Source organism: Streptomyces sp. YIM 121038, from assembly GCF_006088715.1.
Classification (GTDB): Bacteria; Actinomycetota; Actinomycetes; order Streptomycetales; family Streptomycetaceae; genus Streptomyces.
The window spans coordinates 6,434,700-6,461,395 of record NZ_CP030771.1 but is presented as its reverse complement, the minus strand read 5'-3'; the positions used below and the strand labels follow the sequence as shown (position 1 = coordinate 6,461,395).

Below are 26,696 nucleotides of genomic sequence, written 5' to 3'. Positions count from 1 at the left end.
GAAACCGCCCCGGGACCAGGGCCACGGCTCCCCGGCCCGACCAGGACCCTGCTCCTAGGCGCGCACTCCGCCCCGAGGATGACGCCCCCGCCGATCCCGCAGACTGGAATGGACACACACGTCCCCCCGGTAAGGAGTCAGTACGGCATGCTCGCGCGCAGCCACCCGCCACGGCCCGGTGCCCGGAGGCCGAGCCGCCGGGACGTCCAGGTGGCACTCGGCGCCCTGGTCCTCGACCTCACCGCCTACGCGCTGAACACGGGGGCCGACGGCGAGAGCTGGCGCCCGGACGTCGTCGCGCTGCACCTGCTGTTCCCCCTCTTCCTGGTCTGGCACCGGCGTCATCCCCTCGCCGCCCTCGCCGGCCTGCTCCTCACCGTGACCGCCATCGCCTGCGTCAGCCCCGGCCCGTACGGCCAGCCCGTCTCCCTGCTCATCGCCCTGTTCGCCGTGGCCCTCGAACGGCCGCTGCGGGTGGCGCTGGCCGCGGGGGTGGTGACCTTCATCGGACTCCAGGTGCCCGGCGTCAGCGAGGACGAGCCGTGGGTGCGCGCGGTCATCGGGGACGCCGTCGCCGTCGGCATGGCGGTCGTCGGCGGCTGTGCCGCACGCCAGTGGCAGCGGCAGCTCGCCGTCCACCGCGAGCTGCTCGCCGCGGGCGCGGTGGCCGCCGAGCGCCGCCGCATCGCCCGCGAGCTGCACGACGTCGTCGCCCACCACATCACCGCCATGCAGCTGATGGCGGGCGGCGCGCGCAAGGTGGTCCAGCACGACGTGGCCCTGGCCCAGGACGCCCTGAAGTCCCTGGAGGACTCCGGCCGCCTCGCGCTCAGCGAGATGCGCCAGCTCCTGGACGTGCTGCGTACCGACGACGACACCGAGGGCCGTCCGGCCGCGCCCCAGCCGGACGTCACCGACCTGCCCCGGGTGATCGCCGAGTCGCGCCAGGCGGGGGTGGACACCGAACTGCTCGTCGACGGCGTCCGCCAGGAGCTCGCCCCCACCCTCGGCCTCACGGTGTTCCGGATCGTCCAGGAAGCCCTCACCAACATCCGCAAGCACGCGCTCGGCGCCCGCGCCACGGTGTACCTCGACTACGGGCCCGAGCTGCTCACCGTCGAGATCCGCGACGACGGCTCCGGCAGCGCCGCCGCCCCGCGCAAGGGCCGCGCCGGACACGGCCTCGTCGGCATGCGCGAACGCGTGGCCCTGCACGGCGGCACCCTGGAGACCGGGCCCCGGCCCGAGGGCGGCTTCCGGGTGCTTGCGACACTGCCCCTGCCCGCCGGCGAGCAGGCCCCCACGTCCCACGAGAGAGCGACGGTCCGTTGACAGCGTCCGAAAGCCCCCTGACCGTCCTGATAGCCGACGACCAGCCGCTGGTCCGCAGGGGCATCGCGCTCATCTTCCACGCCGACCCCGGCGTGCGCGTCGTCGGCGAGGCCGGGGACGGCCGCGAGGCCGTCGACCTGGCGCTCCGGCTCCGCCCCGACGTGGTCCTCATGGACATCCGCATGCCCCGCCTCGACGGCGTCGAGGCCACCGCGGCCCTCGCCGACGGGCTTCCCGAGTGCCGCGTCCTCGCCCTGAGCACCTTCGACATGGACGAGTACGTGGTCGGCGCGCTCCGCGCGGGCGCCGCGGGCTTCCTCCCCAAGGACGTCTCGCCCGAGGAGCTGGTGGCCGCCGTCCACACCGTGAGCCGCGGCGAGGCGGCGGTGGCCCCGCGGCTGCTCACCCGGCTGATCTCCGCGTACGTCACCACGCCCCCGCCGCGGACCACGCAGCGCGTCCGCCCGGACCTCACGTCCCGGGAGACGGACGTCTGGACCCTCATGGCCAGGGGCTACGACAACACGGAGATAGCCGAGGCGCTCCGGATCAGCCCGTCCACGGTGAAGAACCACGTCACCGCCGTCTTCGCCAAACTGGGCGCCCGCGACCGCGCCCAGGCGGTCATAGCGGCCTACGAGTCGGGCCTGATCACCGCGGGCGCCTAGCCCGCGAGGGCCTACGCCACGTTCACCCGCTGGCCGGGCGGGGCGGCCTCCAGCCAGGCCAGGAAGCCGGTCAGCGCGTCCTCGCTCATCGCGAGTTCGAGGCGCACCCCCCGGTGCAGACAGCCGAGCACCACCGCGTCGGAGAGCAGCGCGAGCTCCTCCTCGCCGTCGGGCGCGCGCCGGTCCACGACCTCGATCGCCGACCGTTCGAGGACGCGCCGCGGCCGGGGAGCGTAGGAGAAGACTCGGAACCATTCGATCCGGTCCCCGTTGTAGCGGGCGACCCCGTAGCCCCAGCCCTTGCCGGAGGTGTCGGGGGCCTCGTCGGGGGCGGGCGCGTGCCATCGCAGGCTGCAGTCGAAGGTGCCGCCGGACCGCTGGATCAGTCTGCGGCGCAGGCCGAAGACGAAGAGCCCCAGCAACACCAGCGCGATCAACGCAAGTCCGCACACGAGCAGAACGAGGATCATCGGCACCGACCTCCTCGCCTCACTACAGTCTCGACACGACTTCCCGAAACGGACCGAACTACCGCACCCGAAAAAGCACCCGCATTGCCGCAGCCGCGACCCGGTCCGGAAGGTTCCGGACCTGGCCGCGGCTGAGTCACGTTACGCCGCGCGCTGGGGTCAGCGCGTCGCCACCGCACGCAGTCGGGCGTCGGCGCGCCGCTCGGCGGAGGCGTCGGCCTCCGACTTGGCACGCTCGAGCGCCCGCTCCGCACGCTGGACGTCGATCTCGTCGGACAGCTCGGCGATCTCGGCGAGCAGCGACAGCTTGTTGTCCGCGAACGAGATGAATCCGCCGTGCACGGCGGCGACGACGGTTCCGCCGTCACTCGTACGCATGGTCACCGGGCCCGACTCCAGCACACCGAGCAGCGGCTGGTGACCGGGCATGACGCCGATGTCGCCGGACGTGGTGCGCGCGACGACCAGGGTGGCCTCGCCGGACCAGACACTGCGGTCCGCGGCGACCAGCTCGACATGCAGCTCAGCAGCCAAGGGTGGCTCCTCGGGTCACCACCCGGCGGTTCAGCCGGGTGTTGGGTCAAATTCTACGTGGCGTGTGGGGAGGGGCGGGACACGGTCCCCGCGAGGGCCGTGCCCGCCCCTCCCCCGAGAGTCACCCGGACTCAGGAGACGCCGAGCTCCTTGGCGTTGGCCTTGAGGTCCTCGAGGCCACCGCACATGAAGAACGCCTGCTCGGGGAAGTGGTCGTACTCGCCGTCGCAGATCGCGTTGAAGGCCGCGATCGACTCGTCGAGGGGCACGTCCGAACCGTCGACGCCGGTGAACTGCTTGGCGACGTGGGTGTTCTGGGACAGGAAGCGCTCCACGCGACGGGCGCGGGAGACGACCAGCTTGTCCTCCTCGCCGAGCTCGTCGATGCCGAGGATGGCGATCATGTCCTGGAGGTCCTTGTACTTCTGCAGGATGTTCTTGACCCGCATGGCGGTGTCGTAGTGGTCCTGCGCGATGTACCGCGGGTCCAGGATGCGGGACGTGGAGTCCAGCGGGTCCACGGCCGGGTAGATGCCCTTCTCGGAGATCGGACGGGAGAGAACCGTCGTCGCGTCGAGGTGGGCGAACGTGGTGGCCGGGGCCGGGTCGGTCAGGTCGTCCGCGGGGACGTAGATCGCCTGCATCGAGGTGATCGAGTGACCACGGGTCGACGTGATGCGCTCCTGGAGGAGACCCATCTCGTCGGCCAGGTTCGGCTGGTAACCCACGGCGGACGGCATGCGGCCGAGCAGCGTGGAGACCTCGGAACCGGCCTGGGTGAAGCGGAAGATGTTGTCGATGAAGAACAGCACGTCCTGCTTCTGCACATCGCGGAAGTACTCCGCCATGGTCAGACCGGCGAGGGCCACGCGCAGACGGGTGCCCGGGGGCTCGTCCATCTGGCCGAAGACGAGGGCGGTCTTGTCGATGACGCCCGAGTCCGACATCTCCTCGATGAGGTCGTTGCCCTCACGGGTGCGCTCGCCGACACCGGCGAACACGGAGACACCGTCGTGGTTGTTGGCGACGCGGTAGATCATCTCCTGGATGAGCACCGTCTTGCCGACGCCGGCGCCGCCGAACAGACCGATCTTTCCACCCTTGACGTACGGGGTGAGGAGGTCGATGACCTTGACGCCGGTCTCGAACATCTCGGTCTTCGACTCGAGCTCGTCGAAGTTCGGAGCCTTGCGGTGGATGCCCCAGCGCTCGCCCGTGTACTGCTCGTCGACGTTCAGCACCTCACCGAGGGTGTTGAACACCTTGCCCTTGGTGAAGTCGCCCACGGGCACCGTGATGGAGGCACCGGTATCGGTCACCGGGGCCTGGCGGACCAGGCCGTCGGTGGGCTGCATCGAGATGGCGCGGACGAGGCCGTCACCGAGGTGCTGGGCGACCTCGAGCGTCAGCGTCTTCTTCTCGCCGTCCTTGGCCGGGTCGGCCACCTCGACGTGAAGGGCGTTGTAGATGTCCGGCATGGCGTCGACGGGGAACTCCACGTCGACGACCGGGCCGATGACCCGGGCGACGCGGCCCGTGGCCGTCGCGGTCTCAACAGTGGTCGTCATTACTTGTCACTCCCCGCGTTCGCGTCGGCCAGGGCGCTGGCGCCACCGACGATCTCGCTGATTTCCTGGGTGATTTCGGCCTGGCGGGCCGCGTTGGCAAGCCGGGACAGATTCTGGATCAGGTCCCCGGCGTTGTCGGTCGCCGACTTCATCGCGCGGCGCGTGGCGGCGTGCTTGGAGGCAGCCGACTGCAGCAGCGCGTTGTAGATGCGGCTCTCGACGTAGCGCGGCAGGAGGGCGTCGAGGACGTCCTCCGCCGACGGCTCGAAGTCGTACAGCGGAAGGATCTCGTTCTTCGCGTTCGACTCCTCCGCCACCGTGTCGAGGCTGAGCGGCAGCAGCCGGCCGTTCACCGCCGTCTGCGTCGTCATCGAGACGAACTCGGTGTAGACGATGTGGAGCTCGTCCACGCCGCCCTCCGCCGTGTCCTTCTCGATGGCCTCGATCAGCGGGGCCGCGACCGTCTTGGCGTCCGCGTACTCGGGCTGGTCGGTGAAGCCGGTCCACTGCTTCGCGATCTTGTGCTCGCGGAAGTTGTAGTAGGCCACACCACGGCGGCCGACGATGTACGTGTCGACCTCCTTGCCCTCGGCCTCAAGGCGCGCGGTCAGCTGCTGCGCGGCCTTGATGGAGTTGGAGTTGAAGGCGCCGGCCAGACCGCGGTCGCTGGTCAGGAGCAGCACGGCGGCACGCGTCGCCGTCTCCGCCTCCGTCGTCAGCGGGTGCTGGGTGTTCGAACCGGTACCGACAGCCGTGACCGCGCGGGTGAGCTCGGTCGCGTACGGCGTGGAGGCCGCCACCTTGCGCTGCGCCTTGACGACGCGCGAGGCGGCGATCATCTCCATCGCCTTGGTGATCTTCTTGGTCGCCGAGACGGATTTGATGCGACGCTTGTAGACCCGGAGCTGGGCTCCCATGAGTCAGGTCCCTTCCGTCGTCACTTGCCGGCAGCGGCAGGAGCGTCCTCGCCGAGAAGCTTGCCGTCCGAGGTCTCGAACTGCTTCTTGAACGCGGCGACGGCGTCACCGATGGCCGTGATCGTGTCGTCGGACATCTTCGCGCCCTCCTTGATGGAGGTGAGGAGGCCCTGCTCCTTGCGGTGCAGGTAGTCCAGCAGCTCCTTCTCGAAGCGGCGGATGTCGACGACGGGCACGTCGTCCATCTTGCCGGTGGTGCCGGCCCAGATGGAGACGACCTGGTCCTCGGTGGCCATCGGCTGGTACTGGGCCTGCTTCAGCAGCTCGACCATGCGCTGGCCGCGCTCCAGCTGCGCCTTCGACGCGGCGTCCAGGTCGGAACCGAAGGCGGCGAACGCCTCCAGCTCACGGAACTGGGCGAGGTCGACGCGCAGTCGGCCGGAGACCTGGCGGATCGCCTTGTGCTGCGCGGAACCACCGACTCGGGAGACGGAGATGCCGACGTTCAGGGCGGGGCGCTGACCGGCGTTGAACAGGTCCGACTCCAGGAAGCACTGGCCGTCGGTGATGGAGATGACGTTGGTCGGGATGAACGCCGACACGTCGTTCGCCTTGGTCTCGACGATCGGCAGACCGGTCATCGAGCCCTTGCCCATCTCGTCCGAGAGCTTCGCGCAGCGCTCGAGGAGGCGGGAGTGCAGGTAGAAGACGTCGCCCGGGTAGGCCTCGCGCCCCGGCGGGCGGCGGAGCAGCAGGGACACGGCGCGGTAGGCGTCGGCCTGCTTCGAGAGGTCGTCGAAGATGATGAGGACGTGCTTGCCCTCGTACATCCACTGCTGGCCGATGGCCGAACCGGTGTAGGGGGCCAGGTACTTGAAGCCCGCCGGGTCGGACGCCGGGGCGGCGACGATGGTCGTGTACTCCAGCGCGCCGGCCTCTTCGAGGGCGCCACGCACGGAGGCGATGGTCGAGCCCTTCTGACCGATGGCGACGTAGATGCAGCGGACCTGCTTGTTCACGTCACCCGAGCGCCAGTTGTCGCGCTGGTTGATGATCGTGTCGACGGCCAGGGCGGTCTTGCCGGTCTGGCGGTCACCGATGATCAGCTGACGCTGGCCACGGCCGATCGGGGTCATCGCGTCGACGGCCTTGTAGCCCGTCTCCATCGGCTCGTGCACCGACTTGCGCTCCATGACCGTGGGGGCCTGCAGCTCAAGGGCGCGACGCCCGCTGGTCTCGATCTCGCCGAGGCCGTCGATCGGCTGGCCGAGCGGGTCGACGACGCGGCCGAGGTAGCCCTCGCCCACCGCGACCGACAGGACCTCGCCGGTGCGCTGCACCGACTGACCCTCCTCGATGCCGCTGAACTCACCGAGAACGATCGAACCGATCTCGCGCTCTTCCAGGTTCAGCGCGAGACCGAGCGTGCCGTCCTCGAACTTCAGCAGTTCGTTGGCCATGGCCGAGGGCAGGCCCTCGACCTTCGCGATGCCATCGCCGGCCAGGGTGACCGTACCGACCTCCTCGCGCGAGGCCGCGTCCGGCTTGTACGCCTGGACAAAGTTCTCCAGCGCGTCCCGGATCTCCTCCGGCCGGATCGTGAGCTCCGCCATCTGGGTTCCCTGCTCTCCTTGTTGGGCCCGAAGTTTCACTTGGGGGGGATGGGGACTCCCCCCAGGAAGAGGTGAATCCTCTGCACGGCCCAACTCGGGCCGTTCGGTCTTGCTTGTTGAGTTGCTAGCCCGCCATGCGGCGGTGCGCGTCCTCGATGCGGTCCGCGATGGAGCCGTTGATGACTTCGTCGCCCACCTGCACCCGGATCCCGCCGAGGACCTCGGGGTCCACGTCGAGGTTCAGGTGCATCTGACGCCCGTAGATCTTGGCGAGCGCCGCGCCGAGCCGCTGCTTCTGCGGGTCCGACAGCGGAACGGCCGACGTGACGACGGCGACCATGCGCTCCCGGCGGTCCGCGGCCAGCTTGGAGAGGGACTCGAGTCCCGCTTCCAGGCTACGTCCACGGGGCACGGTCACAAGGCGCTCGACGAGACGCTCCGTGGTCACTGCCGCCTTGCCACCGAGCAGGCTGCGCAGCAGCTCGCTCTTGGCCGTGGCGGTGGCGGCGCGGTCGGTCAGGGCCGCCCGCAGCTCGGTGCTGGAGGCGACGATCCGGCCGAAGCGGAACAGCTCGTCCTCGACCGTGTCCAGCGCGCCGGACTTCTGCGCGGCGGTCAGGTCGGCGACGTCCGCCAGCTCCTCGAGGGCGTCCACCAGGTCGCGCGAGGCGGACCAGCGGGAGCGGACCATGCCGGCCACCAGGTCAGCGGTCTCGCCGCCGACCTTGCCGCCGAGCAGGCGCCCGGCCAGCTCGGCCTTGGCCTCGCCGGCCTGCGCCGGGTCGGTCAGGACCCGACGCAGCGAGACCTCCCGGTCGAGCAGCGCGGTGACGGCGGCCAGCTCGTCCGCGAGCCGCCCCGCGTCCACCGCGGTGTTGTCCGTCAGCGCGTCGAGGCGCTCGCGCGCGGCGCCCAGCGCCTCGCGGCTCGCTCCATGCGCTGTCATCGAGTCGCCTCGGCCTTCGTCGCCTTCTCGTCGAGCTCGTCGAGGAAGCGGTCGATGGTGCGGCTCTGGCGGGCGTGGTCCTCGAGGGACTCGCCGACGAGCTTGCCGGCCAGTTCGGTGGCCAGCTGGCCCACGTCCTGACGCAGCGCCTGCGCGGCGGCCTTGCGGTCGGCCTCGATCTGGGAGTGACCGGCGGCGACGATCTCCTCGCGCTGCCGCTGGCCCTCGGCCCGCATCTCGGCGATGAGCTGGGCGCCCTGCTCCTGCGCCTCCTGGCGCAGTCGCGCGGCCTCGTGCCGTGCCTCGGCGAGCTGAGCCTTGTACTGCTCAAGAACGCTCTGGGCCTCGGTCTGGGCGGCCTCGGCCTTCTCGATACCGCCTTCGATCGCCTCCCGGCGCTCTTCCAGAACCTTGTTGATGTTCGGGAGGAGCTTCTTCCAGAAGAAGAAGAAAACGATGGCGAAGGCAATGGCGCCGACAAGCAGCTCGGGGCCCGGAGGAATAAGCGGGTTCTGCTTCTCCTCGGCCGCCAGCTGAACCAGGTTGGCGATCACATCAGTGCCTTTCGTCGAAAACGTGTCGGTTAGTAATTACTGACCGAACACGAACGGCATAACGATGCCGATGAGGGCGAGCGCCTCACAGAAGGCGAAGCCCAGGATCTGGTTGGCACGGATCAGACCGGCGGCCTCGGGCTGACGGGCCAGGGCCTCGGTGCCCTTACCGAAGACGATGCCGACGCCGATGCCGGGGCCGATCGCGGAGAGGCCGTAGCCGATCGAACCGAGGGAGCCGGAAACCTCTGCGGCGAGCTGAACAGCGGACATGCTGTCTCTTCCTTCTCTTTCTTGGACCGGTGGGGGTTGGCCACCGGGCGTCTGGGGGCTTGCGGGGCGGGTGGTGTCAGTGGTGCTCGGCGACAGCGCCCTGGATGTAGGTGCAGGCGAGGAGCACGAAGACGTACGCCTGGACGGCCTGCACGAAGAGTTCGAAGCAGATCATGGCGACCGTCATCACGAAGGAGACGCCGGCGGCCGGGATCATCCAGCTGTTCAGCAGGTACCAGGAGGCGACGGTGAACATCACCAGCATCAGGTGACCGGCGAACATGTTGGCGAAGAGTCGCACGGAGTGCGTGAAGGGACGCACCAGCAGGTTCGAGAAGAACTCGATGAACGACACCAGCCACTTGATCGGGCCGAGCGAGTTGTCGTAGCCGGTGATGTTCTTCCAACCACCCACGAAGCCGTGGCGCTTGAAGGTCAGCGGCACCCAGATCAGGTACGTGATGACCGCGAGCACGACCGGGTACGCGAAGACCGACGAGACCGGGAACTGCGAGAGCGGGACCACGGACCAGATGTTCATGATCCAGATGAAGAAGAACATCGAGACCATGAGGGGGACGTACTTCTCGCCCTCCTTCTTGCCGAGGGTCTCGTAGACGATCCCGCGGCGGACGAAGTCGTAACCCGCCTCGCCGATCATCTGGAGCTTGCCCGGCACGACCTTGGCCTTGCCGAACGCGGCGTAGAAGAAGGTGATGACGACCAGGGTCGTGATCAGCGCGAGCAGCATCACCTTGTTGAACTCGAACCCACCGACCTCGAAGATCGGCTTGAAGAGGAACGAGTGCAGGCCCGGGGCCGGGAAGCCACAGCCGTTGTCGGACATGATCCGACAGCTCCAGTCAAAGGCGAGCTCAGTTTGTTCAGCACTCACCGCGGGCTCCTTCGGCGTGAAGCATGGGTACGGCAACCTCGTTGTCGAGTCGGCGCGGCACGCGGCCGCGGATCGGCACCGGACTGGTGTTTCGGAAGTGTGAGCGGCGGTCAGGCATCGAGCCTCGCGATGGTGCAGGCGTCAGCTCAGATGCCCGCGCCTGCAGTGCCGCAGTTGGCACCGGACGATAGCAGCATCTCGAACGGGCATTTATCCCGGCCCTACCTCTCACGTCTCCGACCCCGGCTTCTCCGGCTTGTCGCTCTTCTGGGAGGCGGCAACCGAGGAAGGTTCGGGTTCGGGTTCGACGTAGAGGATCTTGGCCTTCATGTGCGCGCGAGCCTGCGACGCCATCCAGGCGACGGTGGCGATGACGAGAGCGAGCGCGAAGGACTTCGGGTTGAACGCGGTGGTGTCCTTGAACAGGCCCACGAAGATGAGAAGCAACAGCAGCTGCGCGACGTAGAGCATCATGCCCATCGCCTGGAAGAGCTGCGGAAGCGATTTTGCCGTCCGCTGCAGGACGAACAGGCCGAGCCCCATGAAGGCGATGACCACAGCCGTGCCGATGACGGCGCCGAGCGCCCCCTTGCCGCCCGCGACCACACCACTGACCACGGCGGTGATCGCACCGACGGCGGCAGTGGGGACGGCGGACTGCAGGAGAGTCCGGGTGTCTTGAGACGGCATGGCGGCAACTCCGCTTACTGATGGGGGCAGGGTGTCGTCATGGACGAGCGTAGACCCGGTCCGAGCGGGGTCCTCGGGCCAATGGACCGTCGCACTACGGTCCTTCGGCTCTGTCGCCGGGTCTCGTGAACCGTATCACAAACTATTTGATGAGGTCTTTACCTGTCCGGTGTGCTCGCTGTCACACATGAGAAGTAATCCGCGCGTCTGTGCATTCGAGCCGTCACTTTGTCTGCTAAAGGGCGGCTTTGCCGGTCGGCGTCAACGTGACGACCCCGCCTTGCGCCGGTCCAGGAAGCGCGGGCGGGTGCCGAGCGCGGTCGCTCCGTTGACGCCCGCGCCGACGGTCGGCCGGCCTTCGGAAGCCTCGCCGGGCCCGTCCGTCCCGTCCGCCCCGTACGCCTCCGCCCCGGTGGCCCCCTCGGCGCGCTCAGCGGCCTCTGCACCGGCCGCGGAGGAGCGCCCGCCCCGGTACCTCGGCGGCACGAAGTTCTCCGCCCAGCGGGGCGCGTGCGGGGTGAAGCGGGGCAGCAGGAGCAGCACCAGGCCCACGGCGCTGAGGGCGACGATCAGGAGCAGGATCCACATGTTCGTCGAGTGGACCGAGTACGCGACGGTGCCGAACGCGATGAGGGCCGACCAGAAGTACATGATCAGCACCGCGCGGCTGTGCGAGTGCCCGACGTCCAGGAGCCGGTGGTGCAGATGGCCCCGGTCGGCGGCGAACGGCGACTGGCCCTTCCAGGTGCGGCGCGCGATGGCCAGCACCAGGTCGCCGAACGGGATCGCGATGATCGTGAGCGGCATCAGGAGCGGGATGAAGACCGGGAGCATCGCGTGCGTGGCGTCGCGGGCGCTGCCGCCGAGGTTCAGCTTCATCGCGTCCGGGTCGACCTGCCCGGTGATGGAGATGGCACCGGCGGCGAGCACGAGCCCGATGAGCATGGAGCCCGAGTCGCCCATGAAGATCCTGGCCGGGTGCATGTTGTGCGGCAGGAAGCCGAGGCACATGCCCATCAGGATGGCCGCGAAGAGGGTCGCGGGGGCGGCGGCCTCGATGCCGTAGCCGTACCAGATGCGGTACGCGTACATGAAGAACGCGGTGGCGGCGATGCACACCATGCCCGCGGCGAGGCCGTCCAGGCCGTCGACGAAGTTCACGGCGTTGATGGTGATGACGACGAGGGCGACCGTCAGGAGGGTGCCCTGCCACTGGGTCAGCGAGACCGTGCCGTAGCCCGGGATGGGCAGCCACAGGATCGTCAGACCCTGTACGACCATGACGCCCGCGGCGATCATCTGGCCGCCGAGCTTGATCAGCGCGTCGATCTCGAACTTGTCGTCCAGGACGCCGATGAGCCAGATCAGGGCGGCGCCGGACAGCAGCGCGCGCGGCTCGTTCGACTTCGTGAACACCTCGTTGAGGTTGGGCAGGTGGTCGGCCACCAGGAGGCCCGCGCACAGGCCGAAGAACATCGCGATACCGCCGAGCCGGGGCGTCGGCTCCCGGTGCACGTCGCGCGCGCGGATCTCCGGCATGGCACCGGCCACGATCGCGAACTTCCGCACCGGGCCGGTCAGCAGATAGGTCACCGCGGCCGTGATGCAGAGCGTCAGCAGATATTCACGCACGGGCTTCCCCACAGGTATCGCTGGCCATCTCAGCACCACACCCTAGCTTCGCGCGCATAAGGTTGGGCACTTCCGGGTAGCGACGATCGTTGCACAACTCCGCTACAGCGCCGTGATCCCGCCGCTTCCCCGGCCCGGATAGGGGGGAAACCGGCCCGCGAGGTCCCGGACCGCCGCCCTGACGTCGTCCTCCTCCCGGACGGCCGCCGCGAACAGCGCGGCGACGCGTGCCATCTCCGCCTCCCGCATCCCCTGGGTGGTGACGGCCGCCGTGCCCAGGCGCAGGCCGCGGCCGTCGCCGTGGGGCAGCGCGCAGGTGTCCAGAACCAGCCCCGCCGCGGCGAGCCGCCCCCGGGCCGTCCGGGCGTCCACGCCGTGCGGGGCGGGGTCGGCGAGCACCAGGTGGGTGTCCGTGCCGCCGGTGCTGACGGTGAACCCCTCCCCCGCCAGGGCCTCCGCCAACACCCGTGCGTTCGCCACGACTTGATGGGCGTACGCGGTGTAGGCGGGGGTCGCCGCCTCGCCGAAGGCCACCGCCTTGGCGGCGATGGTGTGCATCTGGGCGCCGCCCTGGGTGAACGGGAACACCGCCCGGTCGATCCGCTCGGCGAGGCCCGCGCCGCACAGGATCAAGCCACCGCGCGGGCCGCGGAGCACCTTGTGGGTGGTGGCGCACACGACGTCCGCGTACGGCACCGGGCTGGGCGCCGCGCCGCCCGCGACCAGGCCGATGGGGTGCGCGGCGTCGGCGATCAGATGGGCGCCCACGTCGTCGGCGACCTCGCGGAAGGCGGCGTAGTCGATGTGGCGCGGATAGGCGATGGAGCCGCACACGACGGCCTTCGGCCGCCTCTCGCGGGCCAGGGCGCGCACCTGCGCGTAGTCGATGAGGCCGGTCTCCGGGTCGAGGCCGTAGCCGACGAAGTCGAACCACCTGCCCGAGAAGTTCGAGGGCGAGCCGTGGGTGAGGTGTCCTCCGTACGGGAGACCCATCGCGAGGACCGTGTCCCCCGGGCGCAGGAGTGCGGCGTAGGCGGCGAGGACGGCGGACGAGCCCGAGTGTGCCTGCACGTTGGCGTGCTCGGCGCCGAAGAGGGCCTTGGCGCGGTCCACGGCGAGGCGCTCCGCGACGTCCACGAACTCGCAGCCGCCGTGGTGGCGGGCGCCGGGGTAGCCCTCGGCGTACTTGTTCGCCAGCGGGGAGCCCAGGGCCGTCAGGACGGCCTCCGAGGTGAAGTTCTCGGCGGCGATGAGCTGGAGCGAGGCGGACTGCCGGGTCGTCTCGCCGAGCAGGACCTCCGCGAGCTCGGGGTCCTGGCGGCGCAGCGCGGCGTACGCCGCGGGGGCGGCGGGGCGCCTCGGGCTGGCCGTCGTCATCTGTCCAATGTAGGCGCGCCCGGCGTGATGTGCGCGGCGGTGCCCTCGCGGGGCGCCCCTGACCCGCCCCTTCCCGCTTCCTGGGGCTCCGCCCCAGACCCCGCTCCTCAAACGCCGGAGAGGCTGGATCTTTCAGCCCGTCCGGCGTTTGAGGACGAGGCGCGGAGCGCCGAGAGGGGCGGGGGCGCGGGGGCGGCAGTCCCCGGATCGGGAAGGGGCGGGTCAGGGGCGCCCCGCGAAGGCCTACGCCTGGGGGACGCCCGTCAGGGCTGTGACCACCGGGTCCAGGGCCTGCTGGATCTCGCCGCCCACGGAGCGGAAGAAGGGCAGGGGCGCGCCGTAGGGGTCGTAGACCTCGTCGGCCTCCACGTTGGGGGCGAGCAGCCACCCGCGCAGCGCGGCCGCGGCCCGCACCAGGGCGCGGGCACGCTCGACCACGCCGTCGGCCCCCTCCGGGTCCGGCAGCGTCGCGGGGTCTATGGCCCGCACCAGCCGGGTGAACTCCTTCAGGGTGAACGTCCGCAGCCCGGCCGAGTGCCCCATGGAGATGACCTGGGCCCGGTGGTCCCGGGTCGCGGTGAGGACGAGGTCGGCCCGGATGACGTGGTCGTCGAGGAGCTCGCGGCCCACGAAGCCGGTGGCGTCCGCCCCGAAGTCGGCGAGGACCGTCTCGGCGTGGGTCTCCATGGGCGCGCCCTCGTGGCCCCAGGTGCCCGCGCTCTCCACGATGAGCCCGCCGGTGCCGGGGTCGCCGAGCCGGTCGGCGAGGGCATGCCGGGTGAGCCGCTCGGTGATCGGCGAGCGGCAGACGTTGCCGGTGCTGACGTGGAGGATGCGGAAGGTGCCGGGGGCCTTCAGGGAGCGCAGGCCCCCCTCGGCCCCGACGGGGTCCGGGAAGCCCGGGAGGCCCGCTATGCCACGCCCCGTCTCAGGGGCTGTCAATTGGCCACCTCGAGGTCGGGTACGACCTTGCGGAGCTCGTCCGCGTCGAGCGCTCCGGCCCGCAGCAGGACGGGGACCTTGCCGGTGACGTCCACGATGGAGGACGGGACGATGCCGGGGGTGGGGCCGCCGTCCAGGTAGACGGAGATGGAGTCGCCCAGCATCTCCTGGGCGGCGTCGCAGTCCTCGGGCGCCGGGTGTCCGGTGAGGTTCGCCGAGGACACCGCCATGGGGCCGACCTCGGTGAGGAGCTCGATCGCGACGGGGTGCAGCGGCATGCGGATGGCGACGGTGCCCCGGGTGTCCCCGAGGTCCCACTGGAGCGAGGGCTGCTGCTTGGCGACGAGGGTGAGGGCTCCGGGCCAGAAGGCGTCGACGAGCTCCCAGGCGGACTCGGAGAAGTCCGTGACGAGGCCGTGGAGGGTGTTCGGGGAGCCGATGAGCACGGGCGTCGGCATGTTCCGCCCGCGCCCCTTGGCGTCGAGGAGGTCGGCGACGGCTTCCGGGCTGAAGGCGTCCGCGCCCACGCCGTACACCGTGTCCGTCGGCAGCACCACCAGTTCGCCGCGGCGGACGGCGGACGCGGCCTCGCGCAGACCGGTCGTACGGTCGGTCGCGTCGTTGGTGTCGTATCGCCGTGCCATCTAGCGGGCCTCCTCGTACACGTACTGGTCCACGTACTCGTCGTGCTCGTACGCGGCCGGCGCCTCGGCGCCGGTCACGTACCTCGTCTTCTGCGTCGCCGCGGTGATCACGGCAGCGCCTTGCGGGCGGTCGCGAACCGCGGCCGGTTGTTCAGGTCGGGGTGGTCGGCCGCGTCGGCCCAGCCACGCTCCTCGGTGAAGATCCACGGCACCAGACCGCCCTGGGTGTCGGCGTGCTCCACGACGACGACTCCGCCCGGCCGCAGCAGCCGGTGCGCGGTGCGCTCGATGCCGCGGATCAGGTCGAGGCCGTCCTCTCCGGAGAACAGGGCGAGTTCGGGATCGTAGTCCCGGGCCTCCGGCGCAACGTACTCCCACTCCGTGAGCGGGATGTACGGGGGGTTGGAGACGACGAGGTCGACCTGGCCGTCGAGCTCCGGCAGGGCCGTGCGCGCGTCACCGGCGTGCAGGGTGACCCGGGAGCCCTCGACGTTCTTGCGGGTCCAGTTCAGGGCGTCCTCGGACAGCTCCACGGCGTGCACGCGCGAGCGCGGCACCTCCTGGGCCAGGGCGAGGGCGATGGCGCCGCTGCCGGTGCACAGGTCGACGATGAGCGGCTCGACGACGTCCATCGCGCGGACCGCGTCTATGGCCCAGCCGACGACCGACTCGGTCTCCGGGCGCGGGACGAAGACGCCCGGGCCGACCTGGAGCTCCAGATAGCGGAAGAACGCGCGGCCCGTGATGTGCTGGAGCGGCTCGCGGGCCTCGCGGCGGGCGATCGTCTCCCAGTAGCGGGCGTCGAAGTCCGCGTCCTTGACGGAGTGCAGCTCGCCCCGTTTCACCCCGTGCACGAAGGCGGCGAGCTCCTCCGCGTCGTTGCGCGGCGAGGGCACGCCGGCGTCGGCCAGCCGCTGGGTGGCCTGGGCCACTTCCGCTAGCAGCAGGTTCACGCTGGTCCTCCGGGACGGTCGTACGACGGGGTGGTGGGCTTAGGCGGCGGCGAGCTTCGCGGCGGAGTCCGCGTCGACACAGGCCTGGATGACCGCGTCGAGCTCGCCGTCGAGGACCTGGTCCAAGTTGTACGCCTTGAAGCCCACGCGGTGGTCGGAGATGCGGTTTTCCGGGAAGTTGTACGTACGGATCTTCTCGGAGCGGTCGACGGTGCGGACCTGGCTGCGGCGGGCGTCCGCGGCCTCCCTCTCCGCCTCCTCCTGGGCCGCCGCGAGCAGCCTGGAGCGCAGGATACGCAGGGCCTGCTCCTTGTTCTGGAGCTGGCTCTTCTCGTTCTGGCAGGAGGCGACGACACCGGTCGGGATGTGCGTGATGCGCACGGCCGAGTCGGTGGTGTTGACGGACTGGCCGCCGGGGCCCGAGGAGCGGTAGACGTCGATGCGCAGGTCGTTCATGTTGATCTCGACGTCGACCTCCTCCGCCTCGGGCGTGACGAGCACGCCGGCCGCGGAGGTGTGGATGCGGCCCTGCGACTCGGTCGCGGGCACGCGCTGCACGCGGTGCACGCCGCCCTCGTACTTCAGCCGGGCCCAGACGCCCTGGCCGGGCTCGGTGGCGCCGTTGCCGCCCTTGGTCTTCACGGCGACCTGGACGTCCTTGTAGCCGCCGAGCTCGGACTCGGTGGAGTCGATGATCTCGGTCTTCCAGCCGACGCGCTCGGCGTACCGCAGGTACATGCGCAGGAGGTCGCCCGCGAACAGGGCCGACTCGTCGCCGCCCGCGCCCGCCTTGATCTCCAGGATGACGTCCTTGTCGTCGCTGGGGTCACGGGGCACGAGGAGCAGCCGCAGCTTCTCGGTGACCTCGTCGCGGCTCTCGGTGAGGTCCTTGACCTCGGCCGCGAAGTCGGGGTCCTCGGCCGCCAGCTCACGCGCGGTGTCGATGTCGTCACCGAGCTGCTTCCAGGTCCGGTACGTGGCGACGATCGGGGTCAGCTCGGCGTAGCGCTTGTTGAGCTTGCGCGCGTTGGCCTGGTCGGCGTGGACCGACGGGTCGGCGAGCTTCTGCTCCAGATCGGCGTGCTCGCCGATCAGTTCCTCGACCGCCTCGAACATCTTCGGGCTCCTGGGTTCTTCGGTACGCGAGCGGGGCTCGCGCAGGGCTGCGTGGCTGCTTCTGCGACAGACGGCAAACGCCGGTCCCGGCCACCCCCGCGAACGAGGGCGGCCGGAGACCGGCGCAGGTGGCTCGCTACTTCTTGGCGGAGCCGGCAGCCTTGCCGAAGCGGGCCTCGAAGCGGGCCACACGGCCACCGGTGTCGAGGATCTTCTGCTTGCCCGTGTAGAACGGGTGGCACTCGGAGCAGACCTCGGCGCGGATGGCGCCGCCGGAGATCGTGCTGCGGGTGGTGAACGACGCGCCACAGGTGCAGCTGACCTGCGTCTCGACGTACTCGGGGTGGATGTCGCGCTTCAAGGTGTCTCCTAGTTTCGGGAGGGCTCCGGGTCGCAAGCGCGGGATGCGGGTGCGTGAACCGGGGCCGACGGACCAGTTTGCCAGGACCGGCCGCATCTGCCCAAACCGGGGTGGGCCCGGAAGTATTCCCGGAGCCTCCCGGAAGGCCTGTCCGCCGGTCGTCCAGCGGGCTTATTCGCTGGTCACGACCTTGCCCGCGGCGCCCTTGTCGCCCGCGGACTTGTCGGTGGCCGACTTGGGGATCGGCTTGTCCGCCCGGAGGGCGTCCCAGACCTGCCGGCCGGCCTCCTCCAGGGGCAGGACGCGGTTCCGGTCCGCCGGGTCGTACTGGATCGGCAGCGTGACCATCTTCATGTCGCCGGAGCCGATGCCCTTGAGGCCGTTCGCGAAGCCCGCGAGGTCCTTGACCGTGTCCAGGTCGGAGTCGGTGGTGATGGCGCTGGTCGAGGCGTCCGCGAGGTCCCAGAGCTTCTTCGGGTTGCCGAACAGGTCGATGTCCTTGACCTGGTTGATCAGCGCCTTGATGAAGGCCTGCTGGAGCTGGATGCGGCCGAGGTCGCTGCCGTCGCCGACGGCGTGCCGGGTGCGGACGAGGCCGAGGGCCTGCTCGCCGTTCAGCTTGTGCTCGCCCGCGGGCAGGTCGAGGTGGCTGTCCTTGTCCTTGATCGCCTGCTTGGTGGTGATCTCCACGCCGCCGAGGGTGTCGATGAGCTTCTTGAAGCCCGTGAAGTCGACCTCGACGTAGTGGTCCATGCGGATGCCGGACATCTTCTCGACGGTCTTCACCGCGCAGGCCGGGCCGCCCACCTCGTACGCCGTGTTGAACATCCGGCGCTCGCCGCCCGGGTCGGTCTTGCCGTCGCCGTCCTTGACGGCGCACTCGGGCCGGGTGACGAGGGTGTCGCGGGGGATGGAGACCACGCTGGCCTTCTTGTGGCCCTTGTAGACGTGGACGATCATCGCGGTGTCGGAGCGGGCCGCGCCCTCGTCCTTGCCGTACTTGCCGTTGTCGCCGGAGCGCGAGTCGGAGCCGAGGACGAGGATGTCCTGGGAGCCGTTGTCGACGTCCAGGGGGCGGTCGGTGCCGAGCGCGGCGTTGATGTCGACGCCCTTGATGTTGCCGTTGAGCTTGAAGTAGACGTAGCCGAGGCCGGTGCCGCCAAGGACCACCACACCCGCGGCGGTCCAGGCGGATATGACGAGGGCCTTCTTGCGCGTGCTGCGCGGTTTGCGGCGCTTGCCGCGCTTGCCGCGGTGCTTCGGCTTCGCGTCGGCGGACCTGCTCTCGTCGGTCATGCGCTCCTCAGTCCTCGTCCGTTCGGCTACCCCCTGCTTTCAGGGTCAGGCGTGGCTTTCCGTCACTTGTCAGACGTCGAAACCGAAAGAAGGGTTGCATAGCGGCCTGTGTGCGCCCCGGGGTCCGCCAGTTACCCAGTGTTGCTGTCGTTCTCGTCCTTTCGGCCCCCCACCTGCGCTTTCGCGCGGGACGGCGCTACCGCGCGTGACCGTGAGAATCTCTTATCCGTGTGGTCAAGGTCTCTTGGCCGAAACCTGATGACCGCTGGTCGTCGCAGGTCCTCCGCATGCGGAAGGGCCGGCCCCGTCGGATGACGGGACCGGCCCTTCCGGTCGGCCTGCGCGAAGCGCCCGCGACGGTCAGTCGTTGCCGTTGCCCGGCGCCGGGGTCGTCTTCTGGATCTGGAGCAGGAACTCGGCGTTCGACTTCGTCTGCTTCATCTTGTCCAGGAGCAGCTCGATGGCCTGCTGCTGGTCGAGCGCGTGCAGCACCCGGCGCAGCTTCCAGGTGATGGCGAGCTCGTCGCTGCCGAGCAGGATCTCCTCCTTGCGGGTGCCGGACGCGTCGACGTCCACCGCGGGGAAGATGCGCTTGTCGGCGAGCTTGCGGTCGAGCTTGAGCTCGGCGTTGCCGGTGCCCTTGAACTCCTCGAAGATGACCTCGTCCATGCGGGACCCGGTGTCCACCAGGGCGGTGGCGAGGATGGTCAGCGAGCCGCCGTCCTCGATGTTGCGGGCCGCACCGAAGAAGCGCTTCGGCGGGTACAGGGCGGTCGAGTCGACACCACCGGACAGGATGCGGCCGGAGGCCGGGGCGGCGAGGTTGTACGCACGGCCCAGACGCGTGATCGAGTCGAGCAGGACGACGACGTCGTGGCCCAGCTCCACCAGCCGCTTGGCGCGCTCGATGGCGAGCTCGGCGACCGTGGTGTGGTCCTCGGCGGGACGGTCGAAGGTCGAGGAGATGACCTCGCCCTTCACCGACCGCTGCATGTCGGTGACCTCTTCCGGACGCTCGTCGACCAGGACGACCATCAGGTGGCACTCGGGGTTGTTGTGCGTGATCGCGTTGGCGATCGCCTGCATGATCATGGTCTTGCCGGTCTTCGGCGGGGCCACGATCAGACCGCGCTGGCCCTTTCCGATGGGCGCGACCAGGTCGATGATGCGGGTGGTCAGCACGCCCGGGTCGGTCTCCAGACGGAGCCGGTCCTGCGGGTAAAGGGGCGTCAGCTTGTTGAACTCCGGCCGCCCGCGGCCGTGTTCGGGCGCCATGCCGTTGACGGAGTCCAGGCGCACCAGGGCGTTGAACTTCTCGCGGCGCTCGCCGTCCTTGGGCTGGCGCACCGCACCGGTGACGTGGTCACCCTTGCGCAGGCCGTTCTTGCGGACCTGGGCGAGGGAGACGTACACGTCGTTGGGACCGGGGAGGTAGCCCGACGTACGGATGAACGCGTAGTTGTCGAGGATGTCCAGGATGCCCGCGACCGGGATCAGGACGTCGTCCTCGGACAGCTGCGGCTCGCCCGCGAAGTCCTCGCGGCCACGACGCCCACGGCGGTCGCGGTAGCGGCCGCGCCGGCCGCGGCGGCCGCTGCCGTCGTCGTCGAAGTCGTCCTGCTCCTTGCGGTCCTGACGGTCCTGGCGGCCGCCCTGGTCCTTGCGGTTGCCGCCCTGCTGCTCGTCGCCCTTGTTGCCGCGGCGGTCGCCGCGGTCCTGGCGGTCACCGCGGTCGCCCCGCTCGCCGCGGTCACGGTCGCGGCCACGGCCCTGGCGGTCGCGGCGGCCCTGGCGGCCCTCGCCCTGCTGGTCGTCGCCCTTGTCGGCGCGCTCGCCGCGGTCGGACTTCGCCTCGGACTGCTCGGCCCTGGGGGCCTCGGCCTTCGCCTCGCCCTGGCTCTTGGCCTCGGCGGAGACGGTCTCGGGGCTGCCGGCCTCGGCGGTGACGCGGCGGCGGGCGCGGCCCGGCTTGTCGTCGCTCGCCGGCTGGCCGGGGATGTCGATCTGCTGCTGGGCCGGGGCCTTGGGCTGCTCGGCCGGAGCGTCGTCGGACTTGGCGGCCTTCTCGGCGGCCTCGCCGGTGCGCGCCTTGGAGGTGGCGCGGCGCTTCGGCTTGGCCGGGGCCGAAGCCGTGTCGGCGCCCGCGGCGGCCTTGGCCGGGGCTCCCCCTGCGGCCTGCGCCTCCTTGATGACCTCGATCAGCTGGCTCTTGCGCATCCGCGCGGTGCCCTTGATTCCGAGGCCCGATGCGACCTGCTGCAGTTCGGCCAGCACCATGCCCTCGAGGCCGGTGCCGCGGCGCCGCCGGGACCCGGCCGAAGCACCGGTGGCAGGCGCCGCAGAGGCGTCCGTGGCGGGCGTGTCGGCAGTCACGCCCATCAGATCGGTGGTGTCGCTCACGAAGGGTCCTTCCCTGGAGCGGACGTCGGCCTGTCTGGCTCGGCGACCGGTTGTGCTGTCCGGCGGTCCTTGGTGTGTGGACCGTGCCGGGGCGGTGGTCCGCCAACGCGGCGGAAGAGTTCACAGATGTGGCGCTTCCCGATGCCGGGCCACTGAGGTGCGGTGGTCACTCGGCTCGGTCACGCCGGTTCCGGAGCGTGCTCGGCACCACTCAGTGCAAGGCACAGAGCAGTTTGGGAGGCTCCCGGAAGGATGGATGTCCCGGACGGGGACACAAAGCACCTCGCCATGGTGGGGTCGGGTGCAGACTTGAGGTTAACACTACCGGATCCAACAAACATTCCCCCTCTCCAAATCCGGACACCCCGAGTGCGCTGTCCTCCCGGGTCAGGGAGCCAGCGGCAGCACACTCGCGCCCGCCGGGTCCAGTGCCAGGCGGTTCGCCGCCCAGCCCTCGCCCGCCAGGCGTGCGACCTTGTCGGCCGCACTGTCGTCGACCAGCGCGAGGACCGTGGGCCCCGCGCCGGAGATCACCGCGGGTACGCCGTCGGCGCGCAGGCTCTCCACCAGGGCGGCGCTCTCCGGCATGGCCGGGGCGCGGTACTCCTGGTGCAGGCGGTCCTCGGTGGCGGGCAGCAGCAGCTCGGGGCGCCTGGTCAGGGCCTCGACGAGCAGGGCCGCCCGGCCCGCGTTGACGGCCGCGTCCACGTGCGGGACGGTGCGCGGCAGCAGTCCGCGGGCGGTTTCGGTGAGCACGGGCTTTCCGGGCACGAAAACCACCGGAACGATGGAATCGACGGGGTCCATCCTGATGGCGCGGGCCGCGGAGCCGTCCATCCAGGAGGCCGTGAAGCCGCCGAGCAGGCAGGCCGCGACGTTGTCGGGGTGGCCTTCGATCTCGGTGGCCAGCTCCAGGAGCGCGGCGTCGTCGAGCCGGGCCTCGCCGCCTATGGTCACCGCGCGCGCGGCGACGATCCCGGCGCAGATCGCGGCGGACGAGGAGCCGAGGCCGCGCCCGTGCGGGATGCGGTTGGCGCAGACGACCTCCAGGCCGCGCGGCTGCCCGCCGAGCAGGTCGAAGGCGGTGCGCAGGGAGCGTACGAGCAGGTGCGACTCGTCGCGCGGGAGGGTGTCGCTGCCCTCGCCTGCGATGTCGACGTGCAGGCCGGAGTCGGCGACGCGTACGACCACGTCGTCGTAGAGCCCCAGCGACAGGCCGAGGGCGTCGAAGCCCGGGCCGAGGTTGGCGCTGGTGGCGGGGACGCGCACCCTGACGGCGGCGGCGCGGAACGCGGGACCGGCCATCGCTCGATGACTCTCCTTGAGCTCTGTTGTCTGGAGGACTTGCCGCCGCGGCGGGCCTCGACCGGCTTCGACCGGCCTCGACCTGTGACGGACGGCAGCACCCGAAGGCCGCTTCGGCGAGCGGCACCGCGGCATATGCGGCGGGGCGGGTTCGCTACAGCCTATCGAAGGAAGGTTCTGCGGCGACATAGGGCGCACAGGAGGCGCACGATGCGTGTCGCGAGCCCCCTGTGCACCCCCTGTGGGGAGTTGAGAGGTTTGCCCCGGGCTGAATCCGGCGTTCCGCCGGGTCGCCGCCCGGGGCGGGGCGTTACGCCAGGCCCAGGCGCTCCGCGGCGGCCGCCGCGTCCACCGGGACGGTGACCGGCTGCGGGGCACCCGCGACCGCCCAGTCCGGGTCCTTCAGGCCGTTGCCGGTGACCGTGCAGACGATGCGCTGGCCCTTGTCGACCTTGCCCTGCTCGACGGCCTTCAGCAGACCGGCGACGGACGCGGCGGACGCGGGCTCGACGAAGACGCCCTCCTGGGAGGCCAACAGCTTGTAGGCGCGCAGGATCTCACGGTCCGTCACCTCGTCGATGAAGCCGCCCGACTCGTCGCGCGCGGCGAGGGCGTGCTGCCACGACGCGGGGTTGCCGATGCGAATCGCGGTGGCGATCGTCGAGGGGTCCTTGACGATCTCGCCGCGCACGATGGGCGCCGACCCCGAGGCCTGGAAGCCCCACATGCGCGGGGTGCTCGTGGCCACCTGGTCGGCGGCGTACTCCTGGTAGCCCTTCCAGTAGGCCGTGATGTTGCCCGCGTTGCCGACCGGCAGGACGTGGATGTCCGGGGCGGCGCCCAGGGCGTCCACGATCTCGAACGAGGCGGTCTTCTGGCCCTCGATGCGGTACGAGTTGACCGAGTTGACCAGGGCCACCGGGTAGTTCTCGGACAGGCCGCGGGCCAGGTTCAGACAGTCGTCGAAGTTGCCGTCGACCTGGAGGATCTTCGAGCCGTAGACGAGCGCCTGGCCCATCTTGCCCAGGGCGATCTTGCCCTGCGGCACCAGGACCGCGCAGACCATGCCCGCGCGGACGGCGTAGGCGGCGGCCGACGCCGAGGTGTTGCCGGTGGAGGCGCAGATGACGGCCTTGGCGCCGTCCTCCTTGGCCTTGGTGATCGCCATGGTCATGCCGCGGTCCTTGAAGGACCCCGTCGGGTTCGCGCCCTCGACCTTGAGGTGGACCTCGCAGCCGGTGCGCTCGGAGAGCACCTGCGCGGGCACGAGCGGCGTACCGCCCTCACGGAGCGTCACGACCGGCGTGGTGTCGGAGACGGGGAGACGGTCCCGGTACTCCTCGATGATTCCGCGCCACTGGTGGGTCATTGCTGCTTACTCCCCTTCAACCCGCATGATGCTGGCGACACCACGCACGGTGTCGAGATTGCGCAGCGCCTCGACGGTGCCGCTGAGGGCGGCGTCGGGCGCGCGGTGCGTGACGACGACGAGGGAGGCCTCGCCGTCCTTGACCGTCTGGCGGACGGTGTCGATGGAGACACCGTGCTCGGCGAAGACCGTGGCCACCTGGGCGAGCACGCCCGGCTTGTCGGCCACGTCGAGGCTGATGTGGAACCGCGTGACGACCTCGCCCATGGAGCTCACGGGCAGCTGGGTGTAGGCGGAGTCACCGGGTCCGGTGGACTCGCCGAGCTTGTTGCGGCACACCGCGACCAGGTCGCCGAGGACGGCGGAGGCGGTCGGCGCGCCGCCCGCGCCGGGGCCGTAGAACATGAGCTGGCCGGCGGCCTCGGCCTCCACGAAGACCGCGTTGTACGCCTCGCGGACGCTCGCCAGCGGGTGGCTGAGCGGAATCATCGCGGGGTGCACGCGGGCGGTGACGGAGCCGCCGTCGGCGGCCCGCTCGCAGATGGCGAGCAGCTTGATGGTGCAGCCCATGCGCTTCGCGGACGCGAAGTCGGCCGCGGTGACCTCGGTCATCCCCTCGCGGTGGACGTCGTCGAGGCGCACCCGGGTGTGGAAGGCGATGCCGGCGAGGATCGCGGCCTTGGCGGCGGCGTCGAAGCCCTCGACGTCGGCGGTCGGGTCGGCCTCCGCGTACCCGAGGGCGGTGGCCTCGTCCAGGGCTTCCTGGTAGCCCGCGCCCGTGGTGTCCATCTTGTCGAGGATGAAGTTGGTCGTGCCGTTCACGATGCCGAGGACGCGGTTGACCTTGTCACCGGCGAGCGACTCGCGCAGCGGCCTGATCAGCGGGATCGCGCCCGCGACGGCCGCCTCGTAGTAGAGGTCGCGCCCGTGCTGCTCGGCGGCGGCGTGCAGGGCCGCGCCGTCCTGGGCGATGAGCGCCTTGTTCGCCGAGACCACGGAGGCGCCGTGCTCGAAGGCGGTGGTGATGAGGGTGCGGGCGGGCTCGATGCCGCCGATGACCTCGACGACGACGTCGATGTCCCCGCGTTTGACGAGCGCGGTGGCGTCCGTCGTCACGAGCGCCGGGTCGATGCCCGCACGCACCTTGGAGGGGCGCCGGACGGCGACCCCGGCGAGCTCCACCGGGGCGCCGATCCTGGCTGTGAGGTCGTCGGCGTGCGTCGTCATGATGCGCGCCACCTCTGAGCCGACGACCCCACAGCCCAGCAGCGCCACCTTCAGCGGACGCGTACGCATCATCCGACCTCGTTTCCTTCTCCAAGTACGGTGGGTCCAGTCTCACCCACCGGAACGGTGTTTCTGACCAAAGTCCGGATCGTGAGACATCCATTTCACGTACCGGTTGTATCGGGTCCGCCTTTCACCGGCGGGGACGACTCACCCGACGTCGAGTCGCATCAGGTCGTCCTCCGTCTCCCGGCGCACGATGACCCGGCCCGCGCCGTCCGCCACGGCGACGACCGGCGGGCGCGGCGCGTGGTTGTAGTTGCTGGCCATGGAGCGGCAGTAGGCGCCGGTCGCGGGGACGGCGATGAGGTCGCCGGGCGCGAGGTCGGCGGGCAGGAAGGCGTCGCGGACGACGATGTCGCCGCTCTCGCAGTGCTTGCCGACGACGCGGACGAGCATCGGCTCGGCGTCGGAGGAGCGGGACACGAGCGCGACGCTGTACTCGGCGTCGTACAGCGCGGTGCGGATGTTGTCGGACATGCCGCCGTCGACGGAGACGTACGTCCGCAGGCCGTCGAGCGGCTTGATGGTGCCGACCTCATACAGCGTGAAGGCGGTCGGGCCGACGACGGCGCGGCCGGGCTCGACGGAGAGCCGGGGCACGCGCAGGCCCGCCCGCTCGCACTCGCGGGTGACGATCTCGCGCAGGGCGGTGGCGATCTCGTGCGGCTCGCGCGGGTCGTCGGCCGGGGTGTAGGCGATGCCGAGGCCGCCGCCGAGGTCGATCTCGGGGAGTTCGACGCCGTGCTCGTCGCGGATGTCCTTCAGCAGGCCCACGACGCGGTGGGCGGCCACCTCGAAGCCGGAGGTGTCGAAGATCTGCGAGCCGATGTGGCTGTGGATGCCGATGAGGTCGAGCCCGTCGAGCTTGAGGGCGCGCCGCACGGCTTCGGCGGCCTGTCCCCCGGCCAGCGGGATGCCGAACTTCTGGTCCTCGTGGGCCGTGGCGATGAACTCGTGCGTGTGGGCCTCGACGCCGACGGTCACGCGGATCTGCACGCGCTGGCGGACGCCCAGGCCGTCGGCGATGTGGGCGACCCGCACGATCTCCTGGAAGGAGTCGAGCACGATGCGGCCGACGCCGGCGCGGACGGCGCGCTCGATCTCCGCGGCGCTCTTGTTGTTGCCGTGGAAGGCGATGCGGTCGGCGGGCATGCCCGCGTCCAGGGCGGTGGCCAGCTCGATGCCGGAGCACACGTCCAGGTTGAGCCCTTCCTCGTGCAGCCACCGGACGACGGCGCGGGAGAGGAAGGCCTTGCCCGCGTAGAACACGTCGGCGTCGGGGCCGAAGGCGTCGCGCCAGGCCTGGCAGCGGGCGCGGAAGTCGGCCTCGTCGAGGACGTAGGCGGGGGTGCCGAACTCCTCGGCGAGCCGGAGGACGTCGGTGCCGCCGACGCTGACGACGCCGTCGGCGCCGCGGGTGACGGTCCTCGACCAGACCTTGGGGTCGAGGGCGTTGAGGTCGGCGGGCGGCGGGGAGTAGTGGCCCTCGGGCAGGACGTCTCCGTGCCGGGGTCCTGCGGGGTGGGCGGAACGACTCATGGCTCTTTCGAC

25 protein-coding genes are annotated in these 26,696 nt (G+C 70.5%); 2 read left to right on the top strand and 23 right to left on the bottom strand.

Translation table 11 applies throughout. The features are described from left to right. Positions 1 to 147 precede the first annotated feature (147 nt). Both C9F11_RS27925 and C9F11_RS27920 read left to right on the top strand, forming a co-directional pair. Positions 148 to 1,332 (top strand): sensor histidine kinase, encoded by a 1,185-nt coding sequence (locus C9F11_RS27925; protein ID WP_171075862.1) that lies wholly within the window; start codon positions 148 to 150, stop codon positions 1,330 to 1,332. Continuing rightward, positions 1,329 to 2,000, top strand: coding sequence for a response regulator transcription factor (locus C9F11_RS27920; protein ID WP_138961837.1), 672 nt, complete (start codon positions 1,329 to 1,331; stop codon positions 1,998 to 2,000). Before C9F11_RS27925 ends, C9F11_RS27920 begins: the two co-directional genes overlap by 4 nt. Positions 2,001 to 2,011: 11 nt before the next feature. Here the strand turns inward: C9F11_RS27920 and C9F11_RS27915 are convergent, their stop codons facing one another. The 23 genes from C9F11_RS27915 to lysA all read right to left on the bottom strand — a co-directional run bounded on the left by C9F11_RS27915 (position 2,012) and on the right by lysA (position 26,684). Next, positions 2,012 to 2,470 (bottom strand): DUF2550 domain-containing protein, encoded by a 459-nt coding sequence (locus tag C9F11_RS27915; protein ID WP_138961836.1) that lies wholly within the window; start codon positions 2,468 to 2,470, stop codon positions 2,012 to 2,014. A 159-nt stretch (positions 2,471 to 2,629) separates the two neighbouring features. Next, complete coding sequence (locus C9F11_RS27910) at positions 2,630 to 3,004, bottom strand: F0F1 ATP synthase subunit epsilon (RefSeq protein ID WP_138961835.1); 375 nt, start codon at positions 3,002 to 3,004, stop codon at positions 2,630 to 2,632. Positions 3,005 to 3,135: 131 nt separating this feature from the next. Beyond that, on the bottom strand, positions 3,136 to 4,572 hold the full coding sequence (gene atpD, locus C9F11_RS27905) for a F0F1 ATP synthase subunit beta (RefSeq protein ID WP_138961834.1): 1,437 nt from the start codon (positions 4,570 to 4,572) through the stop codon (positions 3,136 to 3,138). Then, positions 4,572 to 5,489, bottom strand: a complete 918-nt coding sequence (locus tag C9F11_RS27900) for a F0F1 ATP synthase subunit gamma (protein WP_138961833.1) — start codon at positions 5,487 to 5,489, stop codon at positions 4,572 to 4,574. The genes atpD and C9F11_RS27900 overlap by 1 nt, the downstream gene beginning before the upstream one ends. Positions 5,490 to 5,509: 20 nt before the next feature. Further along, positions 5,510 to 7,102: a F0F1 ATP synthase subunit alpha gene (gene atpA, locus C9F11_RS27895; protein ID WP_138961832.1), complete on the bottom strand. Its 1,593-nt coding sequence runs from the start codon at positions 7,100 to 7,102 to the stop codon at positions 5,510 to 5,512. A 124-nt stretch (positions 7,103 to 7,226) separates the two neighbouring features. After that, the gene (locus tag C9F11_RS27890) at positions 7,227 to 8,048 is read right to left on the bottom strand and encodes a F0F1 ATP synthase subunit delta (RefSeq protein WP_138961831.1); all 822 of its coding nucleotides are present in this window, start codon (positions 8,046 to 8,048) and stop codon (positions 7,227 to 7,229) included. After that, the gene (locus tag C9F11_RS27885) at positions 8,045 to 8,602 is read right to left on the bottom strand and encodes a F0F1 ATP synthase subunit B (RefSeq protein WP_030685168.1); all 558 of its coding nucleotides are present in this window, start codon (positions 8,600 to 8,602) and stop codon (positions 8,045 to 8,047) included. Before C9F11_RS27885 ends, C9F11_RS27890 begins: the two co-directional genes overlap by 4 nt. 36 nt (positions 8,603 to 8,638) lie before the next feature. Continuing rightward, complete coding sequence (gene atpE / locus C9F11_RS27880; RefSeq protein ID WP_138961830.1) at positions 8,639 to 8,875, bottom strand: ATP synthase F0 subunit C; 237 nt, start codon at positions 8,873 to 8,875, stop codon at positions 8,639 to 8,641. Between the two features lie 76 nt (positions 8,876 to 8,951). Beyond that, a complete protein-coding gene (atpB, locus tag C9F11_RS27875; protein ID WP_138967095.1) occupies positions 8,952 to 9,722 on the bottom strand; it encodes a F0F1 ATP synthase subunit A in 771 nt (256 codons plus the stop codon). A gap of 276 nt (positions 9,723 to 9,998) precedes the next feature. Next, on the bottom strand, positions 9,999 to 10,460 hold the full coding sequence (locus C9F11_RS27870) for a hypothetical protein (protein WP_138961829.1): 462 nt from the start codon (positions 10,458 to 10,460) through the stop codon (positions 9,999 to 10,001). A gap of 261 nt (positions 10,461 to 10,721) precedes the next feature. Beyond that, a complete protein-coding gene (locus C9F11_RS27865; protein ID WP_212767838.1) occupies positions 10,722 to 12,092 on the bottom strand; it encodes an MraY family glycosyltransferase in 1,371 nt (456 codons plus the stop codon). Between the two features lie 102 nt (positions 12,093 to 12,194). After that, positions 12,195 to 13,469: a serine hydroxymethyltransferase gene (gene glyA, locus C9F11_RS27860; protein ID WP_138961827.1), complete on the bottom strand. Its 1,275-nt coding sequence runs from the start codon at positions 13,467 to 13,469 to the stop codon at positions 12,195 to 12,197. Between the two features lie 243 nt (positions 13,470 to 13,712). After that, entirely contained in the window at positions 13,713 to 14,336 is a 624-nt protein-coding gene (locus tag C9F11_RS27855; protein WP_138967093.1) for a protein-tyrosine-phosphatase, read from the bottom strand. 71 nt (positions 14,337 to 14,407) lie between these two features. After that, complete coding sequence (locus C9F11_RS27850; protein WP_138961826.1) at positions 14,408 to 15,055, bottom strand: L-threonylcarbamoyladenylate synthase; 648 nt, start codon at positions 15,053 to 15,055, stop codon at positions 14,408 to 14,410. Positions 15,056 to 15,162: 107 nt separating this feature from the next. Continuing rightward, the gene (gene prmC, locus C9F11_RS27845) at positions 15,163 to 16,008 is read right to left on the bottom strand and encodes a peptide chain release factor N(5)-glutamine methyltransferase (RefSeq protein WP_138961825.1); all 846 of its coding nucleotides are present in this window, start codon (positions 16,006 to 16,008) and stop codon (positions 15,163 to 15,165) included. Positions 16,009 to 16,047: 39 nt separating this feature from the next. Continuing rightward, on the bottom strand, positions 16,048 to 17,124 hold the full coding sequence (prfA, locus tag C9F11_RS27840; protein WP_138961824.1) for a peptide chain release factor 1: 1,077 nt from the start codon (positions 17,122 to 17,124) through the stop codon (positions 16,048 to 16,050). Positions 17,125 to 17,260: 136 nt separating this feature from the next. Next, positions 17,261 to 17,485, bottom strand: coding sequence for a 50S ribosomal protein L31 (gene rpmE / locus C9F11_RS27835; protein WP_138961823.1), 225 nt, complete (start codon positions 17,483 to 17,485; stop codon positions 17,261 to 17,263). A gap of 171 nt (positions 17,486 to 17,656) precedes the next feature. Beyond that, positions 17,657 to 18,781 carry an LCP family protein gene (locus tag C9F11_RS27830; protein WP_138961822.1) on the bottom strand — a complete coding sequence of 375 codons (1,125 nt, stop codon included), beginning with the start codon at positions 18,779 to 18,781 and terminating at the stop codon, positions 17,657 to 17,659. A gap of 360 nt (positions 18,782 to 19,141) precedes the next feature. Continuing rightward, positions 19,142 to 21,181, bottom strand: coding sequence for a transcription termination factor Rho (gene rho / locus C9F11_RS27825; RefSeq protein ID WP_138961821.1), 2,040 nt, complete (start codon positions 21,179 to 21,181; stop codon positions 19,142 to 19,144). Between the two features lie 387 nt (positions 21,182 to 21,568). Beyond that, on the bottom strand, positions 21,569 to 22,486 hold the full coding sequence (thrB, locus tag C9F11_RS27820; protein WP_138961820.1) for a homoserine kinase: 918 nt from the start codon (positions 22,484 to 22,486) through the stop codon (positions 21,569 to 21,571). Positions 22,487 to 22,796: 310 nt separating this feature from the next. Next, positions 22,797 to 23,855 (bottom strand): threonine synthase, encoded by a 1,059-nt coding sequence (gene thrC, locus C9F11_RS27815; protein WP_138961819.1) that lies wholly within the window; start codon positions 23,853 to 23,855, stop codon positions 22,797 to 22,799. 6 nt (positions 23,856 to 23,861) lie between these two features. Continuing rightward, complete coding sequence (locus tag C9F11_RS27810; protein ID WP_138967091.1) at positions 23,862 to 25,151, bottom strand: homoserine dehydrogenase; 1,290 nt, start codon at positions 25,149 to 25,151, stop codon at positions 23,862 to 23,864. A gap of 141 nt (positions 25,152 to 25,292) precedes the next feature. After that, positions 25,293 to 26,684, bottom strand: coding sequence for a diaminopimelate decarboxylase (gene lysA, locus C9F11_RS27805; protein WP_138961818.1), 1,392 nt, complete (start codon positions 26,682 to 26,684; stop codon positions 25,293 to 25,295). Between the last annotated feature and the right edge of the window lie 12 nt (positions 26,685 to 26,696).